Source organism: Actinosynnema sp. NPDC050801, assembly GCF_040673975.1.
GTDB lineage: Bacteria > Actinomycetota > Actinomycetes > Mycobacteriales > Pseudonocardiaceae > Actinosynnema.
The window spans coordinates 212,615-236,121 of sequence record NZ_JBFAQZ010000003.1; the positions used below are offsets into that span (position 1 = coordinate 212,615).

General features: G+C 71.1%; 19 protein-coding genes. 11 read left to right on the top strand and 8 right to left on the bottom strand.

Features of this window, described 5'->3' with window-relative positions; translation table 11 throughout:
- Window position 1 precedes the first annotated feature (1 nt).
- The 4 genes from AB0K14_RS09020 to AB0K14_RS09035 all read left to right on the top strand — a co-directional run bounded on the left by AB0K14_RS09020 (window position 2) and on the right by AB0K14_RS09035 (window position 3,802).
- Window positions 2-490 (top strand): MarR family winged helix-turn-helix transcriptional regulator, encoded by a 489-nt coding sequence (locus AB0K14_RS09020; protein ID WP_360451176.1) that lies wholly within the window; start codon window positions 2-4, stop codon window positions 488-490.
- A 73-nt stretch (window positions 491-563) separates the two neighbouring features.
- Entirely contained in the window at window positions 564-1,991 is a 1,428-nt protein-coding gene (locus tag AB0K14_RS09025) for an MFS transporter (RefSeq protein ID WP_360451179.1), read from the top strand.
- Between the two features lie 56 nt (window positions 1,992-2,047).
- Window positions 2,048-2,452 carry a TIGR03618 family F420-dependent PPOX class oxidoreductase gene (locus AB0K14_RS09030; RefSeq protein ID WP_360451182.1) on the top strand — a complete coding sequence of 135 codons (405 nt, stop codon included), beginning with the start codon at window positions 2,048-2,050 and terminating at the stop codon, window positions 2,450-2,452.
- Between the two features lie 147 nt (window positions 2,453-2,599).
- Window positions 2,600-3,802: an MFS transporter gene (locus AB0K14_RS09035; protein ID WP_360451184.1), complete on the top strand. Its 1,203-nt coding sequence runs from the start codon at window positions 2,600-2,602 to the stop codon at window positions 3,800-3,802.
- A 99-nt stretch (window positions 3,803-3,901) separates the two neighbouring features.
- On the opposite strand, the gene AB0K14_RS09040 is transcribed toward AB0K14_RS09035, so the two are convergent.
- A complete protein-coding gene (locus AB0K14_RS09040; RefSeq protein WP_360451187.1) occupies window positions 3,902-4,723 on the bottom strand; it encodes an alpha/beta hydrolase in 822 nt (273 codons plus the stop codon).
- A gap of 76 nt (window positions 4,724-4,799) precedes the next feature.
- On the opposite strand from AB0K14_RS09040, the gene AB0K14_RS09045 reads away from it, so the two are divergent.
- On the top strand, window positions 4,800-5,837 hold the full coding sequence (locus AB0K14_RS09045; RefSeq protein WP_360451189.1) for a sigma-70 family RNA polymerase sigma factor: 1,038 nt from the start codon (window positions 4,800-4,802) through the stop codon (window positions 5,835-5,837).
- Window positions 5,838-5,868: 31 nt separating this feature from the next.
- On the opposite strand, the gene AB0K14_RS09050 is transcribed toward AB0K14_RS09045, so the two are convergent.
- Window positions 5,869-6,393, bottom strand: coding sequence for a hypothetical protein (locus AB0K14_RS09050; protein ID WP_360451192.1), 525 nt, complete (start codon window positions 6,391-6,393; stop codon window positions 5,869-5,871).
- A 69-nt stretch (window positions 6,394-6,462) separates the two neighbouring features.
- Here AB0K14_RS09050 and AB0K14_RS09055 point away from each other — a divergent pair, with 69 nt between their 5' ends.
- The 3 genes from AB0K14_RS09055 to AB0K14_RS09065 all read left to right on the top strand — a co-directional run bounded on the left by AB0K14_RS09055 (window position 6,463) and on the right by AB0K14_RS09065 (window position 9,909).
- Window positions 6,463-6,912: a helix-turn-helix transcriptional regulator gene (locus AB0K14_RS09055; protein ID WP_360451195.1), complete on the top strand. Its 450-nt coding sequence runs from the start codon at window positions 6,463-6,465 to the stop codon at window positions 6,910-6,912.
- 5 nt (window positions 6,913-6,917) lie between these two features.
- Window positions 6,918-7,328, top strand: a complete 411-nt coding sequence (locus AB0K14_RS09060) for a VOC family protein (RefSeq protein WP_360451198.1) — start codon at window positions 6,918-6,920, stop codon at window positions 7,326-7,328.
- A gap of 181 nt (window positions 7,329-7,509) precedes the next feature.
- Window positions 7,510-9,909 (top strand): excinuclease ABC subunit UvrA, encoded by a 2,400-nt coding sequence (locus AB0K14_RS09065; protein ID WP_360451201.1) that lies wholly within the window; start codon window positions 7,510-7,512, stop codon window positions 9,907-9,909.
- 97 nt (window positions 9,910-10,006) lie between these two features.
- On the opposite strand, the gene AB0K14_RS09070 is transcribed toward AB0K14_RS09065, so the two are convergent.
- From AB0K14_RS09070 to AB0K14_RS09095, 6 genes are all read right to left on the bottom strand, one after another.
- Window positions 10,007-10,690, bottom strand: a complete 684-nt coding sequence (locus AB0K14_RS09070; RefSeq protein WP_360451204.1) for a pentapeptide repeat-containing protein — start codon at window positions 10,688-10,690, stop codon at window positions 10,007-10,009.
- Entirely contained in the window at window positions 10,687-11,289 is a 603-nt protein-coding gene (locus AB0K14_RS09075; protein ID WP_360451207.1) for a hypothetical protein, read from the bottom strand. The genes AB0K14_RS09070 and AB0K14_RS09075 overlap by 4 nt, the downstream gene beginning before the upstream one ends.
- 126 nt (window positions 11,290-11,415) lie before the next feature.
- Window positions 11,416-12,921, bottom strand: a complete 1,506-nt coding sequence (locus AB0K14_RS09080) for an alpha-N-arabinofuranosidase (protein WP_360451210.1) — start codon at window positions 12,919-12,921, stop codon at window positions 11,416-11,418.
- A gap of 7 nt (window positions 12,922-12,928) precedes the next feature.
- The gene (locus AB0K14_RS09085; RefSeq protein WP_360451213.1) at window positions 12,929-13,795 is read right to left on the bottom strand and encodes a carbohydrate ABC transporter permease; all 867 of its coding nucleotides are present in this window, start codon (window positions 13,793-13,795) and stop codon (window positions 12,929-12,931) included.
- Entirely contained in the window at window positions 13,792-14,754 is a 963-nt protein-coding gene (locus AB0K14_RS09090) for a sugar ABC transporter permease (RefSeq protein ID WP_360451342.1), read from the bottom strand. Before AB0K14_RS09090 ends, AB0K14_RS09085 begins: the two co-directional genes overlap by 4 nt.
- 50 nt (window positions 14,755-14,804) lie before the next feature.
- The gene (locus AB0K14_RS09095; RefSeq protein ID WP_360451214.1) at window positions 14,805-16,115 is read right to left on the bottom strand and encodes an extracellular solute-binding protein; all 1,311 of its coding nucleotides are present in this window, start codon (window positions 16,113-16,115) and stop codon (window positions 14,805-14,807) included.
- 381 nt (window positions 16,116-16,496) lie between these two features.
- On the opposite strand from AB0K14_RS09095, the gene AB0K14_RS09100 reads away from it, so the two are divergent.
- The 3 genes from AB0K14_RS09100 to AB0K14_RS09110 all read left to right on the top strand — a co-directional run bounded on the left by AB0K14_RS09100 (window position 16,497) and on the right by AB0K14_RS09110 (window position 23,490).
- On the top strand, window positions 16,497-17,525 hold the full coding sequence (locus AB0K14_RS09100; RefSeq protein ID WP_360451217.1) for a LacI family DNA-binding transcriptional regulator: 1,029 nt from the start codon (window positions 16,497-16,499) through the stop codon (window positions 17,523-17,525).
- A gap of 227 nt (window positions 17,526-17,752) precedes the next feature.
- Window positions 17,753-20,779 carry a glycoside hydrolase family 2 TIM barrel-domain containing protein gene (locus AB0K14_RS09105; RefSeq protein ID WP_360451220.1) on the top strand — a complete coding sequence of 1,009 codons (3,027 nt, stop codon included), beginning with the start codon at window positions 17,753-17,755 and terminating at the stop codon, window positions 20,777-20,779.
- Window positions 20,779-23,490: a Tat pathway signal sequence domain protein gene (locus AB0K14_RS09110; protein ID WP_360451222.1), complete on the top strand. Its 2,712-nt coding sequence runs from the start codon at window positions 20,779-20,781 to the stop codon at window positions 23,488-23,490. Before AB0K14_RS09105 ends, AB0K14_RS09110 begins: the two co-directional genes overlap by 1 nt.
- Window positions 23,491-23,507: the final 17 nt, after the last annotated feature.

Genomic DNA, 23,507 nt, shown 5'->3' on the forward strand with positions numbered 1-23,507 from the left:
CATGTCCGCCATGGCCCCAGCCCGCACCGAGTCCGACCTGTCGTTCCTCCTGGACCACACCGGCCACGTGCTGCGCACCCGGATGGCCGCGGCACTGGCCGAGATCGGCCTGACCGCGCGCATGCACTGCGTGCTCGTGCACGCCCTCCAGGAGGAGCGCACGCAGATCCAGTTGGCCGAACTCGGCGACATGGACAAGACCACGATGGTCGTCACCGTCGACGCGCTGGAGAAGGCCGGCCTCGCCGAGCGCCGGCCGTCCAGCACGGACCGGCGGGCCCGGATCATCGCGGTCACCGAGAAGGGTGCCGAGCTGGCCCGGCAGAGCCAGGCGATCGTCGACGGCGTGCACCGGGCCGCCCTGGACTCGCTGCCCCAGAAAGATCGAGAAGCACTCCTGCACGCACTGAACCTGCTGGTCAGCGACCATCTGGCCACCCCGATCACCGCACCTCAGACGGCTCGCCGGGCCCGCGAGAGCACGAGGTAAGTCCGCAAGAGATTGTCTGCAACGGAACTATCCGCTACGGTTCCTCCTGTCACCACCCGAACAGGAGAGACCGATGTCGTCCTCGCTCGACACACCGCTCGAAACGCCCCGCGCGAACCGCTGGTCCGCGCTGGTCGTGCTGTCCGCCGCGATGCTCATGACCATCCTCGACGGCAGCATCGTGACCGTCGCCATGCCCTCCATCCAGCGTGACCTCGGCTTTTCCGACGCCGGCCTGAGCTGGACGGTCAACGCCTACCTGATCGCGTTCGGCGGACTGCTGCTGCTGGCCGGGCGGCTCGGTGACCTGATCGGCCGCAAGACGATGTTCCTGGCCGGGAACGCCGTGTTCACCGCCGCGTCGCTGCTGGCGGGCGTGGCCACCACGCCCGGTCTGCTGATCGCCGCCCGGTTCCTCCAGGGCGCGGGTAGCGCGATGGCGTCGGCGGTCGTGCTCGGCATCCTGGTGACGCTGTTCACCGAGCCGGGCGAACGCGCCAAGGCGATCGGCGTCTTCAGCTTCACCGGCGCGGCAGGCGCGTCGATCGGCCAGGTCCTGGGCGGCGTGCTCACCGACGCGCTGAGCTGGCACTGGATCTTCTTCATCAACCTGCCGATCGGCGTGGCCACCGTGCTGCTGGCGATCCGGGTGCTGCCGACCGACCGGGGTGCCGGCCTGTCGGCGGGCGCCGACGTCCTCGGCGCGGCGCTCGTGACCAGCGGTCTGATGCTCGGCATCTACACCGTGGTCAAGGTCGAGCAGTACGGCTGGACGGCGGCGCACACGCTCGGCCTCGGCGCGCTGTCGGCCGCGTTGCTGGCCGCGTTCACCGTTCGGCAGGCGAAGGCGCGGACACCGCTGATGCCGCTGCGGATCCTGCGCTCCCGCAACGTCACCGGCGCGAACCTGGTGCAGGTCCTCACGTTGTCGGCGATGTTCGCGTTCCAGGTCATCGTCGCGCTCTTCATGCAGAAGGTGCTGGCCTACGGCGCGCTCGCGACCGGGCTGGCGATGCTCCCGGCCGCGGTCGCCATCGGCGGCGTGTCGCTGTTCGTCTCGGCGCGGCTGAACACCCGGTTCGGTGAGCGCGCGGTGCTGCTGGTCGGGTTGGTGCTGCTGGCGGGCGCGATGGTGAAGCTGGCCACGGTCCCGGTGGACGCCGACTACGTCACCGACCTGCTGCCGGTGATGCTGCTGATCGCCGGCGGCGGGCTGGTGCTGCCCGCCCTCGCCTCGCTGGGCATGTCCGACGCGAAGCCGGACGACGCGGGCCTGGTGTCGGGGCTGTTCAACACGACCCAGCAGGTCGGCATGGCCGTGGGCGTGGCCGTACTGTCCACTTTGGCGGCCGCGCGGACCGAGGGGGAGCTGGCAGCGGGGGTTGCCGAGCCCGCCGCGCTCACCGCCGGGTACCAGGTCGCCTTCACCGTCGCCGCGAGCCTGCTCGCCGCCGCGTTCGCGGTCACGCTGATCGTCCTGCGCAAGCGCCCCACTGCCTGACCCTCCCCGTTCCCACTCCCGTTTCACTCCCGTTCCACTCCCCGAAGGAGATCGACATGACCGTCAACGCCGGCCCCGCGCCCCGCACCCTGACCGACGACGAGCTGGTGGACCTGCTCGGCAAGCAGCAGTTCGGCGTGCTGGCCACGGTGAAGCGCAGCGGCCACCCGCACCTGTCCACCGTGCTGTACCAGTGGGACGCGAAGGAACGGGTCATCCGCGTCTCGACCACGGCAGACCGCCTCAAGGCACGCCAGATCCGGGCCAACCCGAGGGTCGCGCTGCACGTCAGCGGGCCGGACGTGTGGTCGTTCGCCGCGGTGGAGGGTGACGCGGAACTCGTGGAGAACGAGGGCGGGAACGGCGAGCCGGACCGCCGCCTGACCATCACGTTCCCGGCGACCCGCCTCTACGGCACCGCCCTGGACATCCCGAAGGACGAACCGGAGGCCCGGGACTGACCGGACGCGTCGGCGCCCGTCCCGTGTGAGCAGCAGCACGCGGCGCGGGCGCCGACGCGCGTGACGGGACCGTTAAAATCGTTTCCGTAGCTAAGCAAACCAGTCGCGCGGTCACTGTCGACTCGGGACAGACGACAGGAGCGACGCATGACGGCGACGGTCGAGTCCACCGCGACCCGCCCGCGGGGCAAGAACGGCGGGGCCGCGATGGCCGCGCTCGCGCTCGGCGGGTTCGGCATCGGGACGACCGAGTTCGCCACCATGGGCCTGTTGCCGCAGATGGCGGCCACGTTCGACATCTCGATCCCCACCGCGGGCCACGCGATCAGCCTCTACGCGCTCGGCGTGGTGGTCGGGGCGCCGCTCATCGCCGGGCTGGCCGCGAAGCTGCCGCGCAAGGGCCTGCTGATCGGCCTGACGATCGCGCTGGCGCTCGGCAACGGCCTGTCCGCCATCGCGCCGAACACCGGCCTGCTGATGACGGCGCGGTTCGTGGCCGGCCTGCCGCACGGCGCGTTCTTCGGCATCGCCGCCGTGGTCGCCACCACGCTCGTGCCACCGGAGCGGCGCGGCACGGCGGTCGCCCGGATCATGGTCGGCCTGACCCTGGCCAACCTGGTCGGCGTGCCGGTCGCCACCGCCGCCGGTCAGCAGATCGGGTGGCGCGTCGCCTACCTCGCGGTGACCGTGATCGCGCTGGTGACGGCGCTGGCCGTGGCCAGGTGGCTGCCTCGCGTCCCGGCCGCCCGGGACGCGAGCGTGGGCGCCGAGCTCAGCGCGTTCCGCCGTCCGCAGGTGTGGTTCGCGCTGCTCACCGGCATGATCGGGTTCGGCGGCATGTTCGCCGTCTACTCCTACATCTCGCCGATCACCACCGAGGTCACCGCGCTGTCCGCGTCCGCCGTGCCGTGGGTGTTGGCGGTGTTCGGCCTCGGCATGACGCTCGGCGCCACGGTCGGCGGCCGGTTCGTGGACCGCTCGGTCATGGGCACGGTGTTCGGCTCGCTGATCGCGGTGACGGTCGTGCTGGTCGTGTTCGCGCTGACCGCCACCTCGCCGGTGATGGCGTTCGGCACGGTGTTCCTGATCGGGCTCGTGTCGCAGGTGCTGGCGTCGGCGTTGCAGGTGCGGTTGATGGACGCCTCCCCCGACGCCCCGTCGCTGGCGTCGTCGTCCAACCACTCGGCGTTGAACATCGCCAACGGCGCGGGCGCGTGGCTCGGCGGTCTCGCCATCGGCGCCGGCTGGGGCTACACCTCCACCGCGTGGGTCGGAGTGGGGTTGAGCCTGGCCGGGCTGGCGGTGGCCGCCCTGTCGGTCGTGGTCGACCGCCGCCGCGTACCCGCCTGACGCGACGCCTCGTCACGCCTGGTGACGACGCCGACCTCACCTGCGGCCCGGCGGCGACGGACGGTGCTGAACAGCGTCCGTCCGTCGCAGCCTCGTCGGTCAGGCCTGCCCCAGCACCTCGCGCAACCGGGTGGCGAAGCGGTCCGGGTCGTCGGCGAAGCCGATGTGGCCGCCGGGGAACCTGGTCGGCTCCAGGCCGAGCCCGTCCGCCAGCGCCGTCGACGTGCGCTCGCACAGCTCGCCGACCGAGTCCTCGCCGATGCCGACCACGATCCGGGTCGACGCCGAGCGCAGCGCGTCGAAGTCGGGCACCCAGTGGACCGTCGGCCGCAGCATGTGCTCGTACTGGTAGCGCTCGTCGGCCAGGTCCCGCGGGTCGCGCTCGCCGCCGAAGACGTGCTCGACCACCTCGTCGGGCATCTGGATGTTCGCGATGGCCATGAACTGCCGCCACGCGCCGACCGGATCGCCGGAGCGGTAGGTGGCGATCATCTCGTCGGTCCGCCGCAGCAGGTCCTCGCGGTCGGGGACGAGCTGGTCCAGGGGCGGCTCGTGCGGGATCGCGGTGTGCACCAGGTCGGGCCGGGCCTGCACGAGCGCCAGCACGCTGACCGCGCCGCCGCTGGAGCCGAGGACCGCGGCCGGACCCGCGTCGAGGTGCTCGATCAGCCGGGCGATGTCGTCGGCGCGCAGCTCCGGGGTCGCGTCGCGGTCCGGGTCGTCGACCTCGCTGCGGTTGATGCCGCGCGGGTCGGTGGTCAGCACGGTGTGGTCCGCGGCGAGCAGGTCGGCCAGCGGCTCGAACGACCTGGCGTCCATCGGCGCGGCGACCAGCACCACCAGCGGTCCCCGGCCGCGCACCTCGTAGTGCAACAGTGCGTCGGGCACACGGAGGGTGTCGACGGTGGCGGTGTGGGTCATGGCGGTTCCTCCCGGAAGTCCTCTGAAGTGCTCGTTCACCGGTAGTGACTCCCGGGGTGGGGCAGAATCGTCGCTCGTGAGCGAAGTTTCCCCGGTGAGTTCCGCGGCGGCGATCGAGGACCCCGACCTGGACCGGGCACGCGAGGGCGACGGCGCGGCGTTCACCCGCCTGGTCGAACCGCTGCGCCGGGAGCTGCACGCCCACTGCTACCGCATGCTCGGCTCCACGCACGACGCCGACGACGCCCTCCAGGACGCCCTGCTGCGGGCGTGGCGCGGGCTCGGCCGCTTCGAAGGACGCGGCTCGCTGCGCTCGTGGCTGTACGCGGTAGCCACGCGCACGTGCCTGGACACCGCGGAGAGCCGGGGTCGGCGCGCCCTCCCGGTCGACCTGGGGCCGTCCAGCGAGCGCGCGGTGGTCGGCGACCGGCCGTCGACCGACGTGGCCTGGCTCGGGCCGTACCCCGACGCCGGTCTCGGCGACGGTGGACCGCACGGGCGTTACGCACAGCGCGAGGCCGTCGAGCTGGCGTTCGTCGCCGCCCTGCAACACCTGCCGGGCAACCAGCGGGCGGCGCTGCTGCTGTTCGAGGTGCTCGGCTTCTCGGCGGCCGAGATCGCCGCGATGATGAACACCTCGACCACGTCGGTGAACTCCGCGCTGGCCCGCGCCCGGCGGGTCGTGGCGGAGAAGGTGCCCTCGCGCACGCAGCAGCAGACGTTGCGCCTGATCGACGACGCCCGCCTGCGGCAGGTCGTGGCCGACTTCTCCGGCGCGCTGGAACGCGGTGACGCCGACACCCTGGTCGCGCTGCTGACCGAGGACGTCACCTGGTCGATGCCGCCGCTGCCGCACTGGTACCGGGGCATCGAGGCGGTCACCGACTTCGCCGTGCGGGTGCCGCTGACCGGCTGCCCGCCGTGGCGGCACGTCGAGACCGGCGCGAACGGCCAGCCCGCCGTCGCCTGCTACCTGTGGGACGACGGCGCGGGCGCGCACCTGGCGTGGGCGATCAACGTGCTGACCTTGCGCGACGACCTGATCTGCGAGGTCACGTCGTTCGTGGGGGCCGGTCACTTCCCGGCGTTCGGGCTGCCCGCGTCGCTCCCGTGACGGTGACGGCCGTGGCGACCGCGACCCCGGCTCACCAGGCGGCGACGCGCACGACCTCGCGGGCGATGTCCTCGACCGACCTGCCGTCCGTCGCGACGCGCACGGTCCCCGGCGGCGCTTCCGCGTCCAGCAGGCGTGCCATCGCCAGGCTCCGCTCGACGTGCGGCGCGAGCTGGGAGCCGATCTCACGGCGCGCGAGGCGTTCCCGGACGGTCGCCTCCTCGGCGGTGAGCAGCACCAGCGTGGACCGGACCTCCCCCGGTCCCATGGCACGCCGGAGCATCGGCTCCTCCAGCACGCTCACCGTGTTCGTGTACACGAGCCGCCGCTGACCGAGGGCGGCGTAGTTGGCCCAGATCGAGGCCAGGTTCCGCTCGGTGATCGCGGTGCGGTGCGGGTCGTCGGCGGGCGCCGGGTGGATCTGGTCCAGGAAGTCGCCCTCCACGAAGCAGTGCGCCGTCCCGCCCGCCTGGAGCAACTGGGAGACCTCCCAACCGACGCTCGACTTGCCGACCCCGGCGCCACCACCGATCAACAACAACCCACGCGTGACCATGATCGCCAGACTGCCACCACCGGCCGCGAAAGCCTGCTCGGCGTCCGTCCATGTGGCACGATCGCGCACGTGACGAGCACACCAGCTGCGGCGCAGCACCTGCGCGACCTCGCGCTGCTGCGCCGCGTCCGCGACCGGATCGACCGGGAGTACGCGCAACCACTGGACGTCGAGGCGCTCGCCCGCGGCGTCAGCATGTCCGCCGGGCACCTCAGCCGCCAGTTCCGACGCGCTTACGGCGAGTCACCGTACTCGTACCTGATGACCCGGCGCATCGAGCGCGCGAAGACGCTGCTGCGCCGTGGCGACCTCAGCGTCACGGAGGTCTGCTTCGCGGTCGGCTGCTCGTCCCTGGGCACCTTCAGCACCCGCTTCACCGAGCTGGTCGGCGTGCCACCCAGCACTTATCGGCGGCAGGCGACGGGCGAGACGGAGGGGATGCCGCCGTGCGTGGCCAAGCAGGTCACCAGACCGATCAGGAATCGAGAAGCGCCGACCCCCGAGCCTCACCTAGCGTGACGGCCATGGACATCACCATTCACCAGACCTACCTCCCGCAGGACGACCCGGAGGCCGCGCTGGCCTTCTACCGCGACACCCTCGGCTTCGAGGTCCGCAACGACGTCGGGTACGAGGGGATGCGCTGGATCACCGTCGGCCCCGTCGGCCAGCCCGGCACGTCCGTCGTCCTGCACCCGCCCGCCGCCGACCCCGGCATCACCGAGGACGAGCGCCGCACCATCGTCGAGATGATGGCCAAGGGCACCTTCGCCGGCATCAACCTCGCCACCAAGGACCTCGACGGCGTGTTCGACAAGCTCCAGGCCGACGGCGCCGAGGTCGTCCAGGAGCCGACCGAGCAGCCCTACGGCGTGCGCGACTGCGCGTTCCGCGACCCGGCGGGCAACCTGATCCGCATCCAGCAGCTGCGCTGAACCGCCCGGCCACCGCGGCCGATCGCCCCAGACCGATGAGTGCCGCCCCGCTCCCGCGCACGGCCCCGCGTCGACGTCCCGCTCCCCCGACGCGCCGCCGCCGGAGCGGGGTGATCGCACCCGCCCCGACCCACGTGCGCCGCAGCGCGAACCACCCCCGCCCGACCAGATGGAGACCCGAATGAGCCCGGCCAAGAAGGGCGCCCAGCAGGGCACCCAGTCGCCCGCGCCGCACGCCGCCGACAGCCACGACACGATCCGCGTGCAGGGCGCGCGCGTGAACAACCTCAAGGACGTCAGCGTCGAGATCCCCAAGCGCAGGCTGACCGTGTTCACCGGCGTCTCCGGGTCGGGCAAGAGCTCGCTGGTCTTCGGCACGGTCGCGGCGGAGTCGCAGCGGATGATCAACGAGACCTACAGCGCGTTCGTGCAGGGCTTCATGCCCACGCTGGCGCGGCCCGAGGTCGACGTGCTCGAAGGGCTGACCACCGCGATCATCGTCGACCAGGAGCGGCTGGGCGCCAACCCGCGCTCGACGGTCGGCACCGTCACCGACGCCAACGCCATGCTGCGCATCCTGTTCAGCAGGCTCGGCACGCCGCACATCGGCCCGCCCAACGCGTACTCGTTCAACGTCCCGTCGGTGAAGGCCAGCGGTGCGATCACGGTCGAGCGCGGCGGCAAGACCAAGGCCGAGAAGGCGACGTTCAACCGCCTCGGCGGCATGTGCCCGCGGTGCGAGGGCATGGGCTCGGTCAACGACATCGACCTCGCCGCGCTGTACGACGACAGCAAGTCGCTCAACGAGGGCGCGCTGACCATCCCCGGCTACAGCATGGACGGCTGGTTCGGGCGCATCTTCCGCGGCTGCGGCTTCTTCGACCCGGACAAGCCGATCCGCAAGTACAACAAGCGCGAGCTGCACGACCTGCTCCACAAGGAGCCGACCAAGATCAAGGTCGACGGGATCAACCTGACCTACTCGGGCCTGATCCCCTCCATCCAGAAGTCCTACCTGTCCAAGGACCTCGACGCGCTCCAGCCGCACATCCGGGCGTTCGTGGAGCGGGCGGTGACCTTCACGACCTGTCCCGAGTGCGGCGGCACCCGCCTGGCCAAGGAAGCCCTCTCGTCCAAGATCGAGGGCAAGAACATCGCCGACGTCTGCGCGATGCAGATCAGCGACCTGGCCGACTGGGTGCGCGCGCTGGACGAGCCCTCGGTGGCGCCGCTGCTGACCAACCTGAGGCGCACGCTCGACTCGTTCGTGGACATCGGCCTCGGCTACCTCTCGCTCGACCGGCCGTCCGGCACGCTGTCCGGCGGTGAGGCGCAGCGCACCAAGCTGATCCGCCACCTCGGCTCGTCGCTCACCGACGTCACCTACGTCTTCGACGAGCCCACCATCGGCCTGCACCCGCACGACATCGAGCGGATGAACGCGCTGCTGCGGCAGCTGCGGGACAAGGGCAACACCGTGCTGGTGGTGGAGCACAAGCCCGAGGTCATCGCGATCGCGGACCACGTGGTGGACCTCGGGCCCGCCGCGGGCACGGGCGGCGGCGAGGTGGTGTTCGAGGGCACGGTCGACGGGCTGCGTGCCGCGGACACCCTCACCGGGCGGCACCTGGACGACCGGGCGTCGGTGAAGCCGTCGGTGCGGACGCCGTCGGGCGCGCTGGAGGTGCGCGGCGCCGACACCCACAACCTGCGCGACGTCGACGTGGACATCCCGCTCGGCGTCCTGTGCGTGCTCACCGGCGTCGCCGGGTCCGGCAAGAGCTCGCTGGTCCACGGCTCGGTCGCGGGTCGCGAGGGCGTCGTGGTGATCGACCAGGGCGCGATCCGGGGTTCCCGGCGCAGCAACCCGGCTACCTACACCGGCCTGCTCGAACCGATCCGCAAGGCGTTCGCCAAGGCCAACGGCGTGAAGCCCGCGTTGTTCAGCTCCAACTCCGAGGGCGCCTGCCCCACGTGCAACGGCGCCGGCGTCATCTACACCGACCTGGGCGTGATGGCGACCGTGGAGACCACGTGCGAGGACTGCGACGGCAAGCGGTTCCAGGCGTCGGTGCTGGAGTACACACTGGGCGGCCGGAACATCGCCGAGGTGCTCGCGATGTCCGTGGTCGAGGCGGAGGCGTTCTTCGCCGACGGCGAGGCGCGCACGCCCGCCGCGCACAAGGTCCTCGACCGGCTCGCCGACGTCGGCCTCGGCTACCTCACCCTGGGGCAGCCGCTGACCACGCTGTCCGGCGGTGAGCGGCAGCGGCTCAAGCTGGCCACGCAGATGGCGGACAAGGGCGAGGTCTACATCCTCGACGAGCCGACCACGGGCCTGCACCTGGCCGACGTCGAGCAGCTGCTCGGCCTGCTCGACCGGCTGGTCGACTCGGGCAAGTCGGTCATCGTCATCGAGCACCACCAGGCGGTCATGGCGCACGCGGACTGGATCATCGACCTGGGTCCGGGCGCGGGCCACGACGGCGGCCGGATCGTCTTCGAGGGCACCCCGGCCGAGCTGGTCGCCAAGCGCTCCACCGTGACCGGCGAGCACCTGGCGGACTACGTCGGCGCCTGAGCGGCGCGCACGTCACCTCGGATCGCGGCCGGGTTCCGTCCGGTGACCACCGTGTCACCGGACGGCCCGCCGCGATCCGAGGCGGACGTGACGCGGCTCAGTCCTCCGGCACCAGTCGCTCCCACCGACCTCCCGGCGGTGCGTACTTGTCGGCGATCCCGGCGGTCTTCCACCCGGGTGGCCACGCCTCGACCTCGCGGCGGAACCCGTCTTCGTCGTCCACCCGCGCCAGCGCACCCGACATGACCACGGTCCCGCCGAACTCCGCTGCTGTGAAGGTGGCCCCACTCGCGAAGTGGACGCGACTGAAGACCGCGTCCCCGGTGCACCTCAGCTCCACGAATTCTCCCGGCATCGCCATCCGCGCCGATTCGAACGTGACGTCGGCGAACCGCGTGCGGTGGAAGCCGACCTGCCCGTGGAACGACGCCTCGCCGAACGACGCCTGGTCCGTGAACTCGGCATCGAAGAACCACGCGGAGTTGACGAAGCGAACCTTGTCGAACATGGCCGCGCCGACGAACACCGTCCCGAGGAACGAGCCTGTCTGCCTGAACCGCGCGTCCTGGAACAGAGCGCGGCTCTCGAACCGCGCGCGGTCGAACGTGGTCTGGCGGGTGAACTCCACGAACCGGAAGTGGGCGTCGCCGAGGAACGAGGCCCCGTTGAAGGTGGCGTCGCGGATCGAGCACCCGGACAGGTCCAGGTCGATCAGCATGGCGCCGGTGAGGTCGAGGTCGTGGTCACCCGGCCAGTGCTTGGGGTTGACCGGCCCGTTCACGGGGTCGGCCCTGCTGTCGGGTGACGCCCCGTGGGGGCGCAGCGGGAGGCCAGGATGCGCTGGGCGGTCACCCGGACCTCCCGTTCCTGGATCCACTCCTGCTGGTCGGCTTCATCGACCGGCGGGTAGGGCATCCGCAGGTAGGCGCAGACCACGTCGACCACCGTCTGCCGGTGCTCGGGGTTCCCGTCGGCCAGCCGGTCCAGCGCGTACAGCCCGCCCAGGCGCACCGGGGCGCTGGCGGACCCCAGGTGCTCCACGGACTTGGCGTACAGCTCGGTGATCCGGCGCTCGGCCGCGTCCTGCTCCGCCGCGGCCGCGGTCCGCTCGGCGTGCAGCCGGGTGTGCTCGGCGACCGACTCCGTGTGGGCCTGGGCGCGGTCGCGCTGGGCCAGCTCCAGCTCCTGGGTCCGCTGCCGCCGTGCCGCCAGGTAGAGCGCGAACAGGCCACCACCGCCGACCGCGATCCCGGAGACCACCTTCACCACGTCCAGGTGCGCGGCGGCCTTCTTGTCCGCGTCGGCCAGGCCCAGCCCGTCCACCCACTGCCACAGCACCACCAGCACCCCGGCCGTGACGAGCAGCAGCACCAACGCCACCACGGGCACGGTCCAGTGCGGTAACGGCTTTCGCGGGGGTTCCGGCGGCAACGGGGTCACACAGGCGAGATCGTCGCCCGGCGGGCGATCGCTACACCGGGCGACGATCGATCACGTCCGGCGACGTCACGGCCGGGACGTGAGGCGCACCGCCGTCCACGAGACGGGAGGCAGCACGACGTGCAGGTCGTCGTCCGCGATGGTCGCGTCCTGCGGCTTCGGCACGACGCGGTCCGGATCGGTCTCGGTGTTGGTCGCCGAGCCGTCCGGGTCGTGCACGGTCCACGCCTCGGCCACCTCCACGTCGCCGAACGCGGCGAGGCCGACCCGCAGGTCCACCGGCTCCGACCGGTGCCGGTTCACCACGAACACCACCGTGTCACCGGTCTCCTCGTCGTGCGTGGCCACCGCGTCGACCACCGGGACGTCGCCGAAGCGCTCGGTCGGGTACGTCGGCGAGGTCGTCTCCACCCGCAGCACCCGACCCCGCGCCAACCGCGAGGTCAACGCGAACGGGTGGAAGATCGTCTGCCGCCACGCCGCACCGCCCGGCTCGCTGCGGATCGGCGCGATCACGTTGACCAGCTGCGCCTGGCACGCCACCGCGACCCGGTCGCTGTGGCGCAGCAACGAGATCAGCAGGTTGCCGACGACCACGGCGTCGGTGACGTCGTACTGGTCCTCGATGACCCGCGGCGCGATCTCCCACTCCGTCCGCGGCGCGGCCTGGAACCGCTTCATGTACCAGACGTTCCACTCGTCGAACGAGAGCGTGATCTTCTTGCTGCTCTTGAGCCGCGCGCCGACCGCGTCCGCGGTCGCGACCACGCTGTCGATGAAGTGGTCCATGTCCGTGGCGGAGGCGAGGAAGCTGTCCACGTCGCCGTCGTGCACCTCGTAGTAGGCGTGCAGCGAGATGTGGTCCACCTGGTCGTAGGCCAGCTCCAGCACCGTGGACTCCCACTCGCCGAACGTCGGCATGGCCGAGCTCGAACTGCCGCACGCCACCAGTTCCAGGTCCGGCTCGGCCTGCCGCAGCGCGCGGGCCGTCTCGGCGGCCAGCCGGCCGTACTCGTGCGCGGTCTTGTGCCCGAGCTGCCACGGACCGTCCAGCTCGTTGCCCAGGCACCACAGCTTCACGCCGTGCGGCTCCTCGCTCCCGTTGGCGCGGCGCAGCTCGGACAGGTGCGTGCCGCCTTCGTGGTTCATGTACTCGTGCACGTCGAGCGCTTCGGCGACACCCCGGGTGCCGAGGTTCACCGCGTACATCACCTCGACGTCGGCCTTGCGCGCCCAGCGGACGAACTCGTCGATGCCGACCTCGTTGGTCTCCAGGCTGTGCCACGCGAGCTCACGGCGCACCGGGCGTTCGGCGACCGGGCCGACACCGTCCTCCCAGCGGTAGCCGGACACGAAGTTGCCGCCGGGGTAGCGGACCAGCTCGACCCCGAGCTCGCGGGTCAGCTCCAGCACGTCACCGCGGAAACCGTCCTCGTCGGCGGTCGGGTGGCCGGGTTCGTAGATGCCGGTGTAGACGCAGCGGCCCATGTGCTCGACGAACGACCCGAAGAGCCGGCGTCGCACGGGCGCGATGACGTAGTCGGGATTGAGGGCAACGGAGGCGTTGAGCACGGTGCTCCTACTTCAGGGCGCCCGCGGCCGCACCGCTGCGCCAGAAGCGCTGCAGCAGGACGAAGGCGACGATGAGCGGGACGATGGCCAGCAGTGAGCCGGTCACCACGAGGTTGAACAGCATCCTGGTGCCTGCCTCCTGCTGCGCGGTGTTGAACCAGGTGGTCAGGCCCACGGTCAGCGGGTAGAGGTCGGCGTCGCTGAGCATCACCAGCGGCAGGAAGTAGTTGTTCCAGGTGGCGACCAGCGTGAACAGGAAGACGGTGACGATCGCGGGCCGCATCATCGGCACCACGATCTGCCAGAAGATGCGCAGCTCCCCCGCCCGGTCGATGCGGGCGGAGTCGATCAGCTCAACGGGCACGCTCTCGTCCACGTAGACGCGGATCAGGTACGCCCCGAACGGGCTGAGCAGCGAGGGCAGGATGACCGCCCACATCGTGTCGACCAGCTCCACCTCGGACAGGATCAGGTACGTCGGCAGCACCAGCGCGGTGGCCGGCACCATGATCATGCCCAGCAACGCCGTCTCGAACAACCGCTTGCCCGGGAACCGGAACCTGGCCAGGCCGTAGCCCGCGGCCGCGGCCAGGGCCGTCGCGCCCACCGCGCTCAGGCCCGAGTACAACGCCGTGTTGACCAGCCACTTGCCGTACGCGCCGTCGTCCTCGCGGAACAGCTGCCCGATGTTCTCGAACAGGTTGAACTCGGCGAACCACAGCGCCGGGCTGTCGAGCAGGTCGGGCTGGCTCTTGGTGGCCGCGACGACCACCCACAGCAGCGGGACGAGGAAGTACAGGATGCCCACGCCCATCAACAGGTGCGGGAGCCGGGTCTTCACCCTGGTCGGGTTCTCACCTCTGCCGAGGGTCATGCGCGCTTCCCCCGCCTGCGGTTGTTGACGAACACGAACGCGTAGGCCACCACGAACACCAGGAAGCCGAGCGCGAAGGAGAGCGCGGCGGAGTAGTGGAAGTCCGAGTAGGCGAACGCCTGGTTGTAGGCGTAGAGGTTCGGCGTGTAGCCCGCCGAGATCTGCGGCGCGAACCGGGCCATGATCTGCGGTTCGGTGAAGAACTGCATGGTGCCGATGACGGTGAAGATCGCGGCCAGCGAGATCGCCTGCTTGATCGCGGGCACCTTGACCCGCAACGCGATCTGCACCGGCGTGGCGCCGTCGATCACCGCGGCCTCGTACATCTCCCGCGGCACGCCCTGCAACGCCGAGTACAGGATGATCATGTTGTAGCCGGTCCACGCCCACGTCACGATGTTGCCCAGCGACACCAGCAGCAGCGAGACGCTGAAGAAGTCGATCGGGTCACCGCCCACTAGCGTGGGCAGGTCGGCGAACGGGCCGAACGTGCGGCTGTAGAGGAAGCCCCACATGAGCGCGCCGACGACGGCGGGCACGGCGTAGGGCATGAACGCGATGAGCCGGAACGCGATGGCGAACTTCGTGGTGACCGCGTCGAGCGCGAGCGCCCCGGCCAGCGCGATACCCAGCATGATCGGGATCTGCACGAGTCCGAAGAGGACGACCCGCAGCAGCCCGTCGAGCAGCAACGGGTCGGTGAACGCGCGCACGTAGTTGTCGAGGCCGCTGAACCGCGTGCCGAGGGCGAGGCTCTTGCTGGACAGGCTGAGCCAGAACGCGTACCCGAGCGGCACGACCAGGAACGCGACGACGACGAGGAAGAACGGCAGGACGAACAGCGTCCCGGCGACCGGGTGCGCGGTGACCCGGCGCGACCGCCGCCGCGCGCGGGACTCGACCGGTGCGAGCGGCGGCGGGTCGTCGGCCTCGGGCGCCGTGATCGGCGTGGACCGCATCACGGTGGACCTCCTGACTTGGCCTGGGATTGAGGGCGTCGGGCCGGTCGCTACTTGCTGACCTTGAAGCCCTGCTGCTCGGCGTACGTGACGACGTTCTTCTGCGCCTCGTCCAACACCGAGTCCCAGGACCTGCCGCCCGTCATCGCCTCGGCGCTGCGGTCGTCCAGCTCGCTGTACACGAAGTCCTGGAAGGGGGTGAACTGGAAGTCGCCCAGCTTCTCCGACACCGGCACGAAGATCTCGTTCACCTTCTGGCCGTTGAAGAACTCGTAGGCCTTGCCGGTGAACGCCGGGTCCGCCGCGACGTCCTTGACCAGCGGGTAGAGGAACGCCTTGTCCAGGCCGATCTCCCAGGCCGCCTCCGACTTGCCGAACAGCTCGCGTGCCACGGTGGTCGCGGCCTTCGGGTTCTTGGCCTGCTTGGTGACGGTGAACGTGGAGCCGCCCCAGTCGCCCTGCTCGTCCGCGCCCGCGGTCCACTGCGGCATCGGCGCGACCGCCCACTTGCCCGTGGTGTTCTTCAGCGAACCCGCCAGGTAGCCGGGCGTCCAGCCGGCCGCGGCCCACGTCCAGTACTTGCCCGAGTCCAGCGCGGCGGTGGCGTCGGCGGTGAAGAACGGGTCCTTGGCCATGAGGCCCTTGTCGACCAGGTCCCCGATGAGGTCCACCACCCGCTTGCACTCCGGCGCGGTCAGGTTGATCTTCACCTGGTCCTTGGCGGTGGTGTGCGAGTAGCCGTACGGGCGGCAGCCGGACTGCCACATCAGGCCGTTGAGCCAACCGCCGTCGCTGCCGAAGCTCGCGATGTGCGCGTTCGGGTCGGCCGCCTTGATCTTCACGGCCGCCTCGGCGTACTCGGCCCACGTGGTCGGCACCGGGATGCCGTGCTGGTCGAACAGGTCCTTGCGGTACATCAACGCCATCGGGCCGCCGTCGACCGGGATCGCGTAGACCTTGTCGCCGTCGGTGGCCTGCTCCCACGCCCACTCCGCGTACAGGCCCTCGTCCTCGTTGGCGCCGTGCTCGCCCATGTCCGCCAGGGCGTCGAGGATGACGAACGTGGGGATCTGCTGGAACTCCACCATGGCCACGTCCGGCGCGCCCTTGCCGGCGGTGATCGCGGTCTTGAGCTTGGCGTAGTGGTCCGCCCCGGTGCCGGCGTTGGTCCACTCGACCTTGATGTCGGGGTGGGTGGCGTTGAACGCCTCGACCACCCCCTTGAACTCCGGGTACCAGGCCCAGACGGACACCGTCACGGGTCCGTCGTCGCCGCCCGCCCCGCCGCACGCCGCCACGGCGAGCAGGCCGCAGGCGGCGAGCCCTCCTCGGAGTTTCGCCAACCAGGTGGTGCCGAGCATGTGTGCGCCTTCCCGTCGCGGCATGCATCCGGGCATGCGCGACCGCGATCACGGTGCGTGAACGAGACGGACAGGGTGAGCGGCGACCCCGCGAGGCGCGAACTGGTGCCTGGAGGCCGGGTCCGGGTGTCGCACCACGGCCGGTGGGTCCTGGGGACCCCACCGCGTCTGCCGCCGTGGCACCGGGTCTTGCTGCGCTGCAAAGCACTATGGACGGCGTTTTGCCGCGCTGCAAGACCTCATCTGAACTTAATTGAAACGATATTTGAGACGGTTGCGCCTCCCTGCGGTTCGGGACTTGTCGCGACGCGGGCCGCGATGCACACTCCCGTGCAGCGCTGTAGCGGTGGGGCCGCCGCGCCGGTCCGACGGAGGAGAACGATGCGCGACGCCACGCTGCGTGACGTAGCAGAGCTCGCCGGCGTGTCCGCGCGAACGGTCTCGAACGTGGTCAACGGCTACGCGCGGGTCACCGAGCGGACCCGCGAGAAGGTGGAACGGGCGATCGAGGAGCTGGGCTACCGGCCCAACGTGCTGGCCCGCAACCTGGCCAACGGCCGGTCCGGGCAGATCGCCGTGGTCGTGCCCTACCTGGACACGCCCTACTTCGCCGAGCTGTTGCAGGCCATCATCCCCAGGGCGCGGGAACGCGGCTACAACGTGCTGATCGACCAGACCGACGGCGACCCGGCGCACGAGCGCGAGCTGATCCGGCGCGGTGCGCGGGCGCTGCTGTTCGACGGCATGATCTTCAGCCCGCTCGGGTTGGCCCAGGAGGACCTGGACGACGGTGATCCGACGCTGCCGCTCGTGGTCCTCGGCGAACGGTCGTCCAACGGCACGTTCGACCACGTCGGCATCGACGACGTGGCGGCGTCCCGCGAGGCCACCGCGCACCTGATCGGCCTGGGCAGGCGCCGCGTCGCGGCGATCGGCGACCAGCCGTACCCGACCGGCGAGGCCGCCCAGCTGCGCACGCTGGGCTACCGGCAGGCCCACGCCGACGCCGGGCTGCCGGTGGACGAGTCGCTGATCATCCACACGCCGAGGTTCAACCGGGCCGACGGCTCGGGCGCGATGCGCGCGCTGCTGGACCGGGACGACCCGCCGGACGCCGTGTTCTGCTACAGCGACCTGGTCGCGCTCGGCGCGCTGCACGAGGTGCTGGATCGCGGGCTGCGCGTGCCCGAGGACATCGCGCTCATCGGGTACGACGACATCGAGGAAGGTCGCTACTCCAACCCGACGATCAGCACCATCTCGCCGGACAAGGTCACCATCGCGACCACGGCGGTGGAACGGCTGCTCGCGCGCATCGGCAGCGCCGAGCCGGTGCCCGGGATCGAGGTGCGCGCCGCGCACGAGCTCATCGCGCGGCAGAGCACCCTCGGACGCGTCGCCGCGCGGTGAACCCGGCCCGTCGCGCCACGCCGCGTGACCAGCCGCCCGAAGAAAGCGCTTTCCCGGCCTATTGACACCCACCTCTCGCGCCGGGAGCATCCTGTGTCGTCCTGTCGCTCTGCGAAGTTCTCTGATCGGTGTTGTTGATTACAACGCGTAGAACCGGGGTCCAAGTGGACAGACACAGGCATGTGCGCTTAGCCGCGGCCGTCGCGCTCCTCGTGGCATCAGGCCTGGTGACGATCCCGGCGGCGACCGGTGAGCCGGCCGCCGCGGCGCACCCGGTCCGCAGCGAGAACTTCGACGGGTCGTGGAAGTTCGCCCTGGCCAACACCACCGGTGACGACGACCCGGCGTTCGCCGAGGCGGACGAGCCGGGCTTCGACGACTCGTCGTGGCGCGCGCTGAACCTGCCGCACGACTGGTCGATCGAGCAGCCGATGAGGCCCGAGGCGGGCAGCGCCACGGGCTACTTCCCCGGCGGTCTCGGCTGGTACCGCAAGACGTTCACGCTGCCGCGCTCGACCGCGGGCAAGAAGGTCTCGCTCGAGTTCGACGGCGTCTACATGGACTCCGAGGTCTACCTGAACGGCGCGCTGGTCGCCGCACACCCGTACGGCTACACGGGTTTCGCGGTCGACCTGACCCCGTTGGCGCACACCGACGGCCGCACGCCGAACGTGGTCGCGGTGAAGGTGCGCAACAAGCTGCCGAGCAGCCGGTGGTACTCCGGCAGCGGCATCCACCGGCACGTCGACCTGGTCGTGACCGAACGGGTGCACGTCGCCCGGCACGGCACGTTCGTCACCACCCCGGACGTCGAGCGCGAGGTGCGGTCCGGCCACGCCACCGCGCACGTCCGCACCGACGTGGTCAACGACAGCGGCGCGCGGGACGTGACCGTGCGGTACCGCATCAAGAACGCCGACGGTCGCGTGGTGGCACATCACCGGACCGAGGTGCGCGGGACGACCGTCGAAGCCGACATCCGGGTGCCCGAGCCGACCCTGTGGTCGATGGCGGACCCGCACCTCTACACCCTGGAGACCGAGGTCGCGGTGGCGGGCAGGCGCGTGGACGCCACCAGCACCCGGTTCGGCTTCCGCTGGGTCCGGTTCGACGCGAACGAGGGCTTCTTCGTCAACGGCGAGTACCACAAGATCCAGGGCGTCGACCTGCACCACGACCAGGGCGCGCTGGGTGCCGCGGTGAACCGCGACGCGCTCGCGCGGCAGTTCGCGCTGATGAAGGGCATGGGCGTCAACGCCTTCCGCACGTCGCACAACCCGCCGTCGCCCGAGCAGGTCGAGCTCTGCGAGGAGCTCGGCATCGTGATGATGGTCGAGGCGTTCGACACGTGGCGCCGGCCCAAGCTCACCTACGACTACGGCCGGTTCTTCGAGGCCAACAGCACCGCGGACATCAAAGAAATGGTGCACGCGGCGAAGAACTCCCCCGCCGTCGTGCTGTGGTCGGTCGGCAACGAGATCCCGGACTTCTGGACCGTCCCGTTCGGCCCGGACACCGCCAAGCGCCTGGCCGCCGACATCCGCTCGATCGACACCAGCCGTCCGGTGGTGTTCGGCTCGGACGCCTACCGCCGGGTGCCCGCCACGGGTTCGGGCCCGGACCAGATCCTCAACGCCCTCGACGGCCTGGGCCTGAACTACAACACCGCGGGCGCGGTCGACGCTTTGCACGCCAAGTACCCGGACAAGTTCATCTTCGAGTCCGAGTCGTCGTCCTCGACCTCCACCCGCGGCTCGTACCAGGACCCGTCGCTGGTCAACACCGGCGAGAACCAGACGCCCGGCAAGCGCGAGGTGTCGTCGTACGACAACAACATGGCGTCCTGGACGTTGAGCGGCGAGTACGGGTTGAAGAAGGACCGGGACCGCAAGTTCTTCCTCGGCCAGTTCCTCTGGGCGGGCATGGACTACATCGGCGAGCCGACCCCGTACGACGGGATCTTCCCGGTCCGGACGTCGCACTTCGGCGCCATGGACACGGCGGGCTTCCCGAAGGACCTCTACTACCTGTTCAAGAGTCAGTGGACCACCGACCCGATGGTGCACGTGGTGCCGATGAACTGGACCGACCACCGGGTCGGCGACCCGGTCGAGGTCTGGGCGTACGCGAACGTCGACACCGTCGAGCTGTTCCTCGACGGCAGGTCGCTCGGGGTGCGGACGTTCGACCGCAAGAAGACGACCTACGGCAAGGAGTACCTGGAGACGACCGAGCCGTCCGGTGACGACAAGAACGTCACCACCGGCCCGTTCCCGGGCAGCTACACCAGCCCGAACGGCAGCGCGGGCAAGCTGCACCTCACGTGGACGGTGCCGTTCGCGCCCGGTGAGCTGGTGGCGGTGGCGCGCAAGGACGGCAAGGAGGTCGCGCGGGACACCGTGCGCACGGCCGGTGCGGCGTCGGCGGTGAAGCTGACGCCGGACCGCAAGGTCGTGACGGCCGACGGCAAGTCGCTGACCTACGTCACCGCCGACGTGGTCGACCGCCGCGGCGTGGTCGTGCCGGGCGCGGCGAACCGGGTCACGTTCTCCGTCACCGGCGGCAGGCTCGTGGGCGTGGACAACGGTCGGCCGGAGAGCGTGGAGCCGTACAAGGCGGACGGCATGACCGCGTTCCACGGCAAGGTGCTGGCGATCGTGCAGTCGGACGCGCGCAGCGGGCCCATCACCATCGAGGCGACGTCACCGGGCCTGCGGTCCGGCCGCACGTCCGTGCTCGCCCTCTGGCGCGGTGCGAAGGGGCCGGGAGGGTTGTCGCCGGTTCCGCCCGCGCCCGTGCCGAGCAGCGCTCCGGGCGTGGACGCGAGTTACAGCGGCCGGACGACCACGGTGCCTGCCGCGATGGTGGACGGCGACCTCACCACCCGGTGGTCGAACGCCTACGCCAAGCAGGCGACCCAGGTGCTGCCCGCCGTGTCGTCGGCGCACGCGAGCGACTGGGTTTCGGTGGCGTGGCCGCAGGCGCGGGAGGTCGACGGGGTGACGTCGTACTTCACCGTGGACGGCTCGCACCAGTTGCCCGCCTCGGTCCGGGTCGAGCACTGGGACGGCGTCGCGTGGGCGCCCGCGTCGAACGTCCGGGTCGAGTGGGCCACCGGCGCGGGTCAACCGAGCCGTGTCGCGTTCGACCCGGTGACCACGAGCCGGGTCCGGCTCACCATGACCAGCCGTGCGCCGGGGACCCCCAACGGGTTCCTCGGCATCGACGAACTCCAGGTGATCGGGGGCCCGTGATGGCGAAGGTGAACCGCCGGACGTTCCTGGGCGGGGTGGCCGCGGCCTACGCGCTCCCGCTGGGCACGGGCGGTGCGGCCGCGGCGCAGGCGGCCGAACCACCGCGCCAGGCCGCACTCGCGTGGCTCGAAGACGGTGCGCCCGCCACGCACGCGGGCACCACCTGGGGCGTGCCGTGGCCGCGCGGCGCGTTCGCCAAGGACCAGACGTTCTCGCTGGTCACGTCCTCGGGCGAGCAGGTGCCGGTGCAGACGTGGGCCACCGGCGTCTGGCCGGACGGCTCGCTGAAGTGGAGCGCGCACGCGATCAGCGGACCGACCGCCGCCGCCGGGTACCGGCTGGAACCGGGCCCGGCACAGGCGCCCGCGCAGGCGGTCACGGTGGAGGACAAGGCGCAGCACGTCGTCGTCCGCACGGGCGTGATCGAGGTGACCGTGCGCAAGAGCGGCCGGGACCTGGTCGAGCGGATCGTGCGCGGCGGTCAACCGGTGGTGCGGCGCGGGCACCTGGTCTGCCTGCGCCAGGACCACGACGAGGACGAGGACACCGGCGGCGCGAAGCGGGAGAAGTTCGTCAGCGCCGTGCGCAACGTCATCGTGGAGCAGAGCGGTCCGGTGCGGGCCGTGCTGCGCGTCGACGGCGTGCACCGGGGCGTGTCGAAGCGGCGTGAGTGGCTTCCGTTCACCGTGCGGTTCTACTTCTTCGCGGGCACCGACAGCATCCGGATGACGCACACGTTCGTGTGGGACGGCACGGAGGACGACTACCTGCGCGGCCTGGGCATCCGGTTCGAGGTGCCGATGCGGGACGAGCTGTACGACCGGCACGTCCGGTTCGGCGGCGAGGAGGGCGGGTTGCTGCGCGAAGCCGTGCGCGGCGTCACCGGGCTGCGGCGCGATCCCGGTGCGGCGGTGCGCAACGCCCAGGTGGCCGGCCGGAAGCTGCCGCCGACGTCCACTTGGGACACGCGCGTGAGCGGCCGGCTGCACCTGATCCCGGCTTGGGGCGACTACAGCCTCAGCCAGCTCACCGCGGACGGGTTCGCGATCCGCAAGCGCACCAAACCCGGCCACACGTGGGTGGACGTGGACGCGGGACGGCGGTCGCCCGGTTTCGGCTACGTCGGCGGCGCGAGCGGCGGGATCGCGTTCGGGCTGCGCGACTTCTGGCAGCTGCACCCGACCCAGCTCGACGTCCGCGGTGCCGCGGGTGACGCGGCCGAGGTGACGGTGTGGCTGTGGTCGCCGGAAGCGCGGCCCATGGACCTGCGCTTCTACCACGACGGCCTGGGCATGGACACGTTCCCGGAGCAGTTGGAAGGCCTCCAGATCACCTACGAGGACTACGAACCGGGCTTCGGCACCGCCTACGGCGTGGCGCGGACCAGCGAGCTCACCCTGTGGGCGCTCGGCGCCACGCCGGACGACGCGAGCCTGGCCGCGATGGTGCAGGCCGTGCGGACGCCGCCGTTGATCGTCGCGCCGCCGGAGCACCTGCTGGCGGCGGGCGTGTTCGGCGACTGGTCGTTGGTGGACCGCTCGACCCCGGCGCGGGCCGCGATCGAGGACCGGCTCGACTTCCTGTTCGACTACCACCGCGACCAGGTCGAGCAGCGCCGCTGGTACGGGTTCTGGAACTACGGCGACGTGATGCACACCTACGACGCCGACCGGCACCAGTGGCGCTACGACGTCGGCGGCTACGCGTGGGACAACTCGGAGCTGTCCACGGACCTGTGGCTCTGGTACGCCTACCTGCGCAGCGGGCGGGCGGACGTGTTCCGGATGGCCGAGGCGATGACCCGGCACACCGGTGAGGTGGACGTCTACCACCTCGGTCCGTGGAAGGACCTCGGCACCAGGCACAACGTGCTGCACTGGGGGTGCAGCGCGAAGCAGCTGCGGATCAGCACGGCGGCGAACCGGCGGTTCTACTACTTCCTCACCGCCGACGAGCGGGTCGGGGACCTGCTGCGCGAGCTGGTCGACGCGGACCGCACGTTCGTCGCGCTCGACCCGCTGCGCAAGATCCGGACCGAGCCCTACACACCCGACCCGAAGGCGCTCGCGGTGGGTCTCGGCACGGACTGGGGCGCGCTGGCGGCGGCGTGGCTGACCGAGTGGGAACGCGGCGGCGACCCGGTCGCGCGGCAGAAGCTGCTGGGCACGGTGGAGGACATCGGTGCGCTGAAGAACGGCTTCATCACCGGCGAGGCGTTGTACAACCTGGAGACGGGGCGGTTCGCCACCGACCGGGTGCAGGTGAGCGTGTCGCACCTGTCGGCGGTGTTCGGGTTGGCGGAGGTGTGCAGCGAGCTGGTCGACCTCCTCGGGCAGCCGGCGTTCGAGCGGGCGTGGTTGCAGTACTGCCGGTTGTACGGCGCGACCAGGGAGGAGCAGCAGGCCGAGGTCGGCGGCTCGTGGAGCATCGGTTTCCGCCAGATGCACTCACGGCTGACCGCGTACGCGGCGGCGCGGACCGGGGACGACGCGCTGGCCCGACGCGCGTGGGACGAGTTCTTCGCGGGCCAGGACGGCTACGGTCCCGGGCTGCCGTGGCGGTCGACCAGGGTCGAGGGCCCGAACGCGCTGCGGCCGGTGGACGAGGCGGCGTTCGTGTCGACCAACGCCTCCGCCCAGTACGGGCTCGCGGCGATCCAGAACCTGGCCCTGGTGGGCGACAAGCTCCCGCCGCAACGGGTGGACCGGTAGGGGGCCGGAACGAGGGT

Excerpts from the sequence above, each read along its gene's own strand:
- AB0K14_RS09030 (WP_360451182.1), top strand. The coding sequence starts at position 2,048 with ATGACCGTCAACGCCGGCCCCGCGCCCCGCACCCTGACCGACGACGAG.
- AB0K14_RS09065 (WP_360451201.1), top strand. The coding sequence starts at position 7,510 with ATGAGCCCGGCCAAGAAGGGCGCCCAGCAGGGCACCCAGTCGCCCGCG.
- AB0K14_RS09040 (WP_360451187.1), bottom strand. The coding sequence starts at position 4,723 with ATGACCCACACCGCCACCGTCGACACCCTCCGTGTGCCCGACGCACTG.
- AB0K14_RS09060 (WP_360451198.1), top strand. The coding sequence starts at position 6,918 with ATGGACATCACCATTCACCAGACCTACCTCCCGCAGGACGACCCGGAG.
- AB0K14_RS09025 (WP_360451179.1), top strand. The coding sequence starts at position 564 with ATGTCGTCCTCGCTCGACACACCGCTCGAAACGCCCCGCGCGAACCGC.
- AB0K14_RS09110 (WP_360451222.1), top strand. The coding sequence starts at position 20,779 with ATGGCGAAGGTGAACCGCCGGACGTTCCTGGGCGGGGTGGCCGCGGCC.
- AB0K14_RS09085 (WP_360451213.1), bottom strand. The coding sequence starts at position 13,795 with ATGACCCTCGGCAGAGGTGAGAACCCGACCAGGGTGAAGACCCGGCTC.
- AB0K14_RS09050 (WP_360451192.1), bottom strand. The coding sequence starts at position 6,393 with ATGGTCACGCGTGGGTTGTTGTTGATCGGTGGTGGCGCCGGGGTCGGC.
- AB0K14_RS09100 (WP_360451217.1), top strand. The coding sequence starts at position 16,497 with ATGCGCGACGCCACGCTGCGTGACGTAGCAGAGCTCGCCGGCGTGTCC.
- AB0K14_RS09020 (WP_360451176.1), top strand. The coding sequence starts at position 2 with ATGTCCGCCATGGCCCCAGCCCGCACCGAGTCCGACCTGTCGTTCCTC.
- AB0K14_RS09035 (WP_360451184.1), top strand. The coding sequence starts at position 2,600 with ATGACGGCGACGGTCGAGTCCACCGCGACCCGCCCGCGGGGCAAGAAC.
- AB0K14_RS09090 (WP_360451342.1), bottom strand. The coding sequence starts at position 14,754 with ATGCGGTCCACGCCGATCACGGCGCCCGAGGCCGACGACCCGCCGCCG.
- AB0K14_RS09095 (WP_360451214.1), bottom strand. The coding sequence starts at position 16,115 with ATGCTCGGCACCACCTGGTTGGCGAAACTCCGAGGAGGGCTCGCCGCC.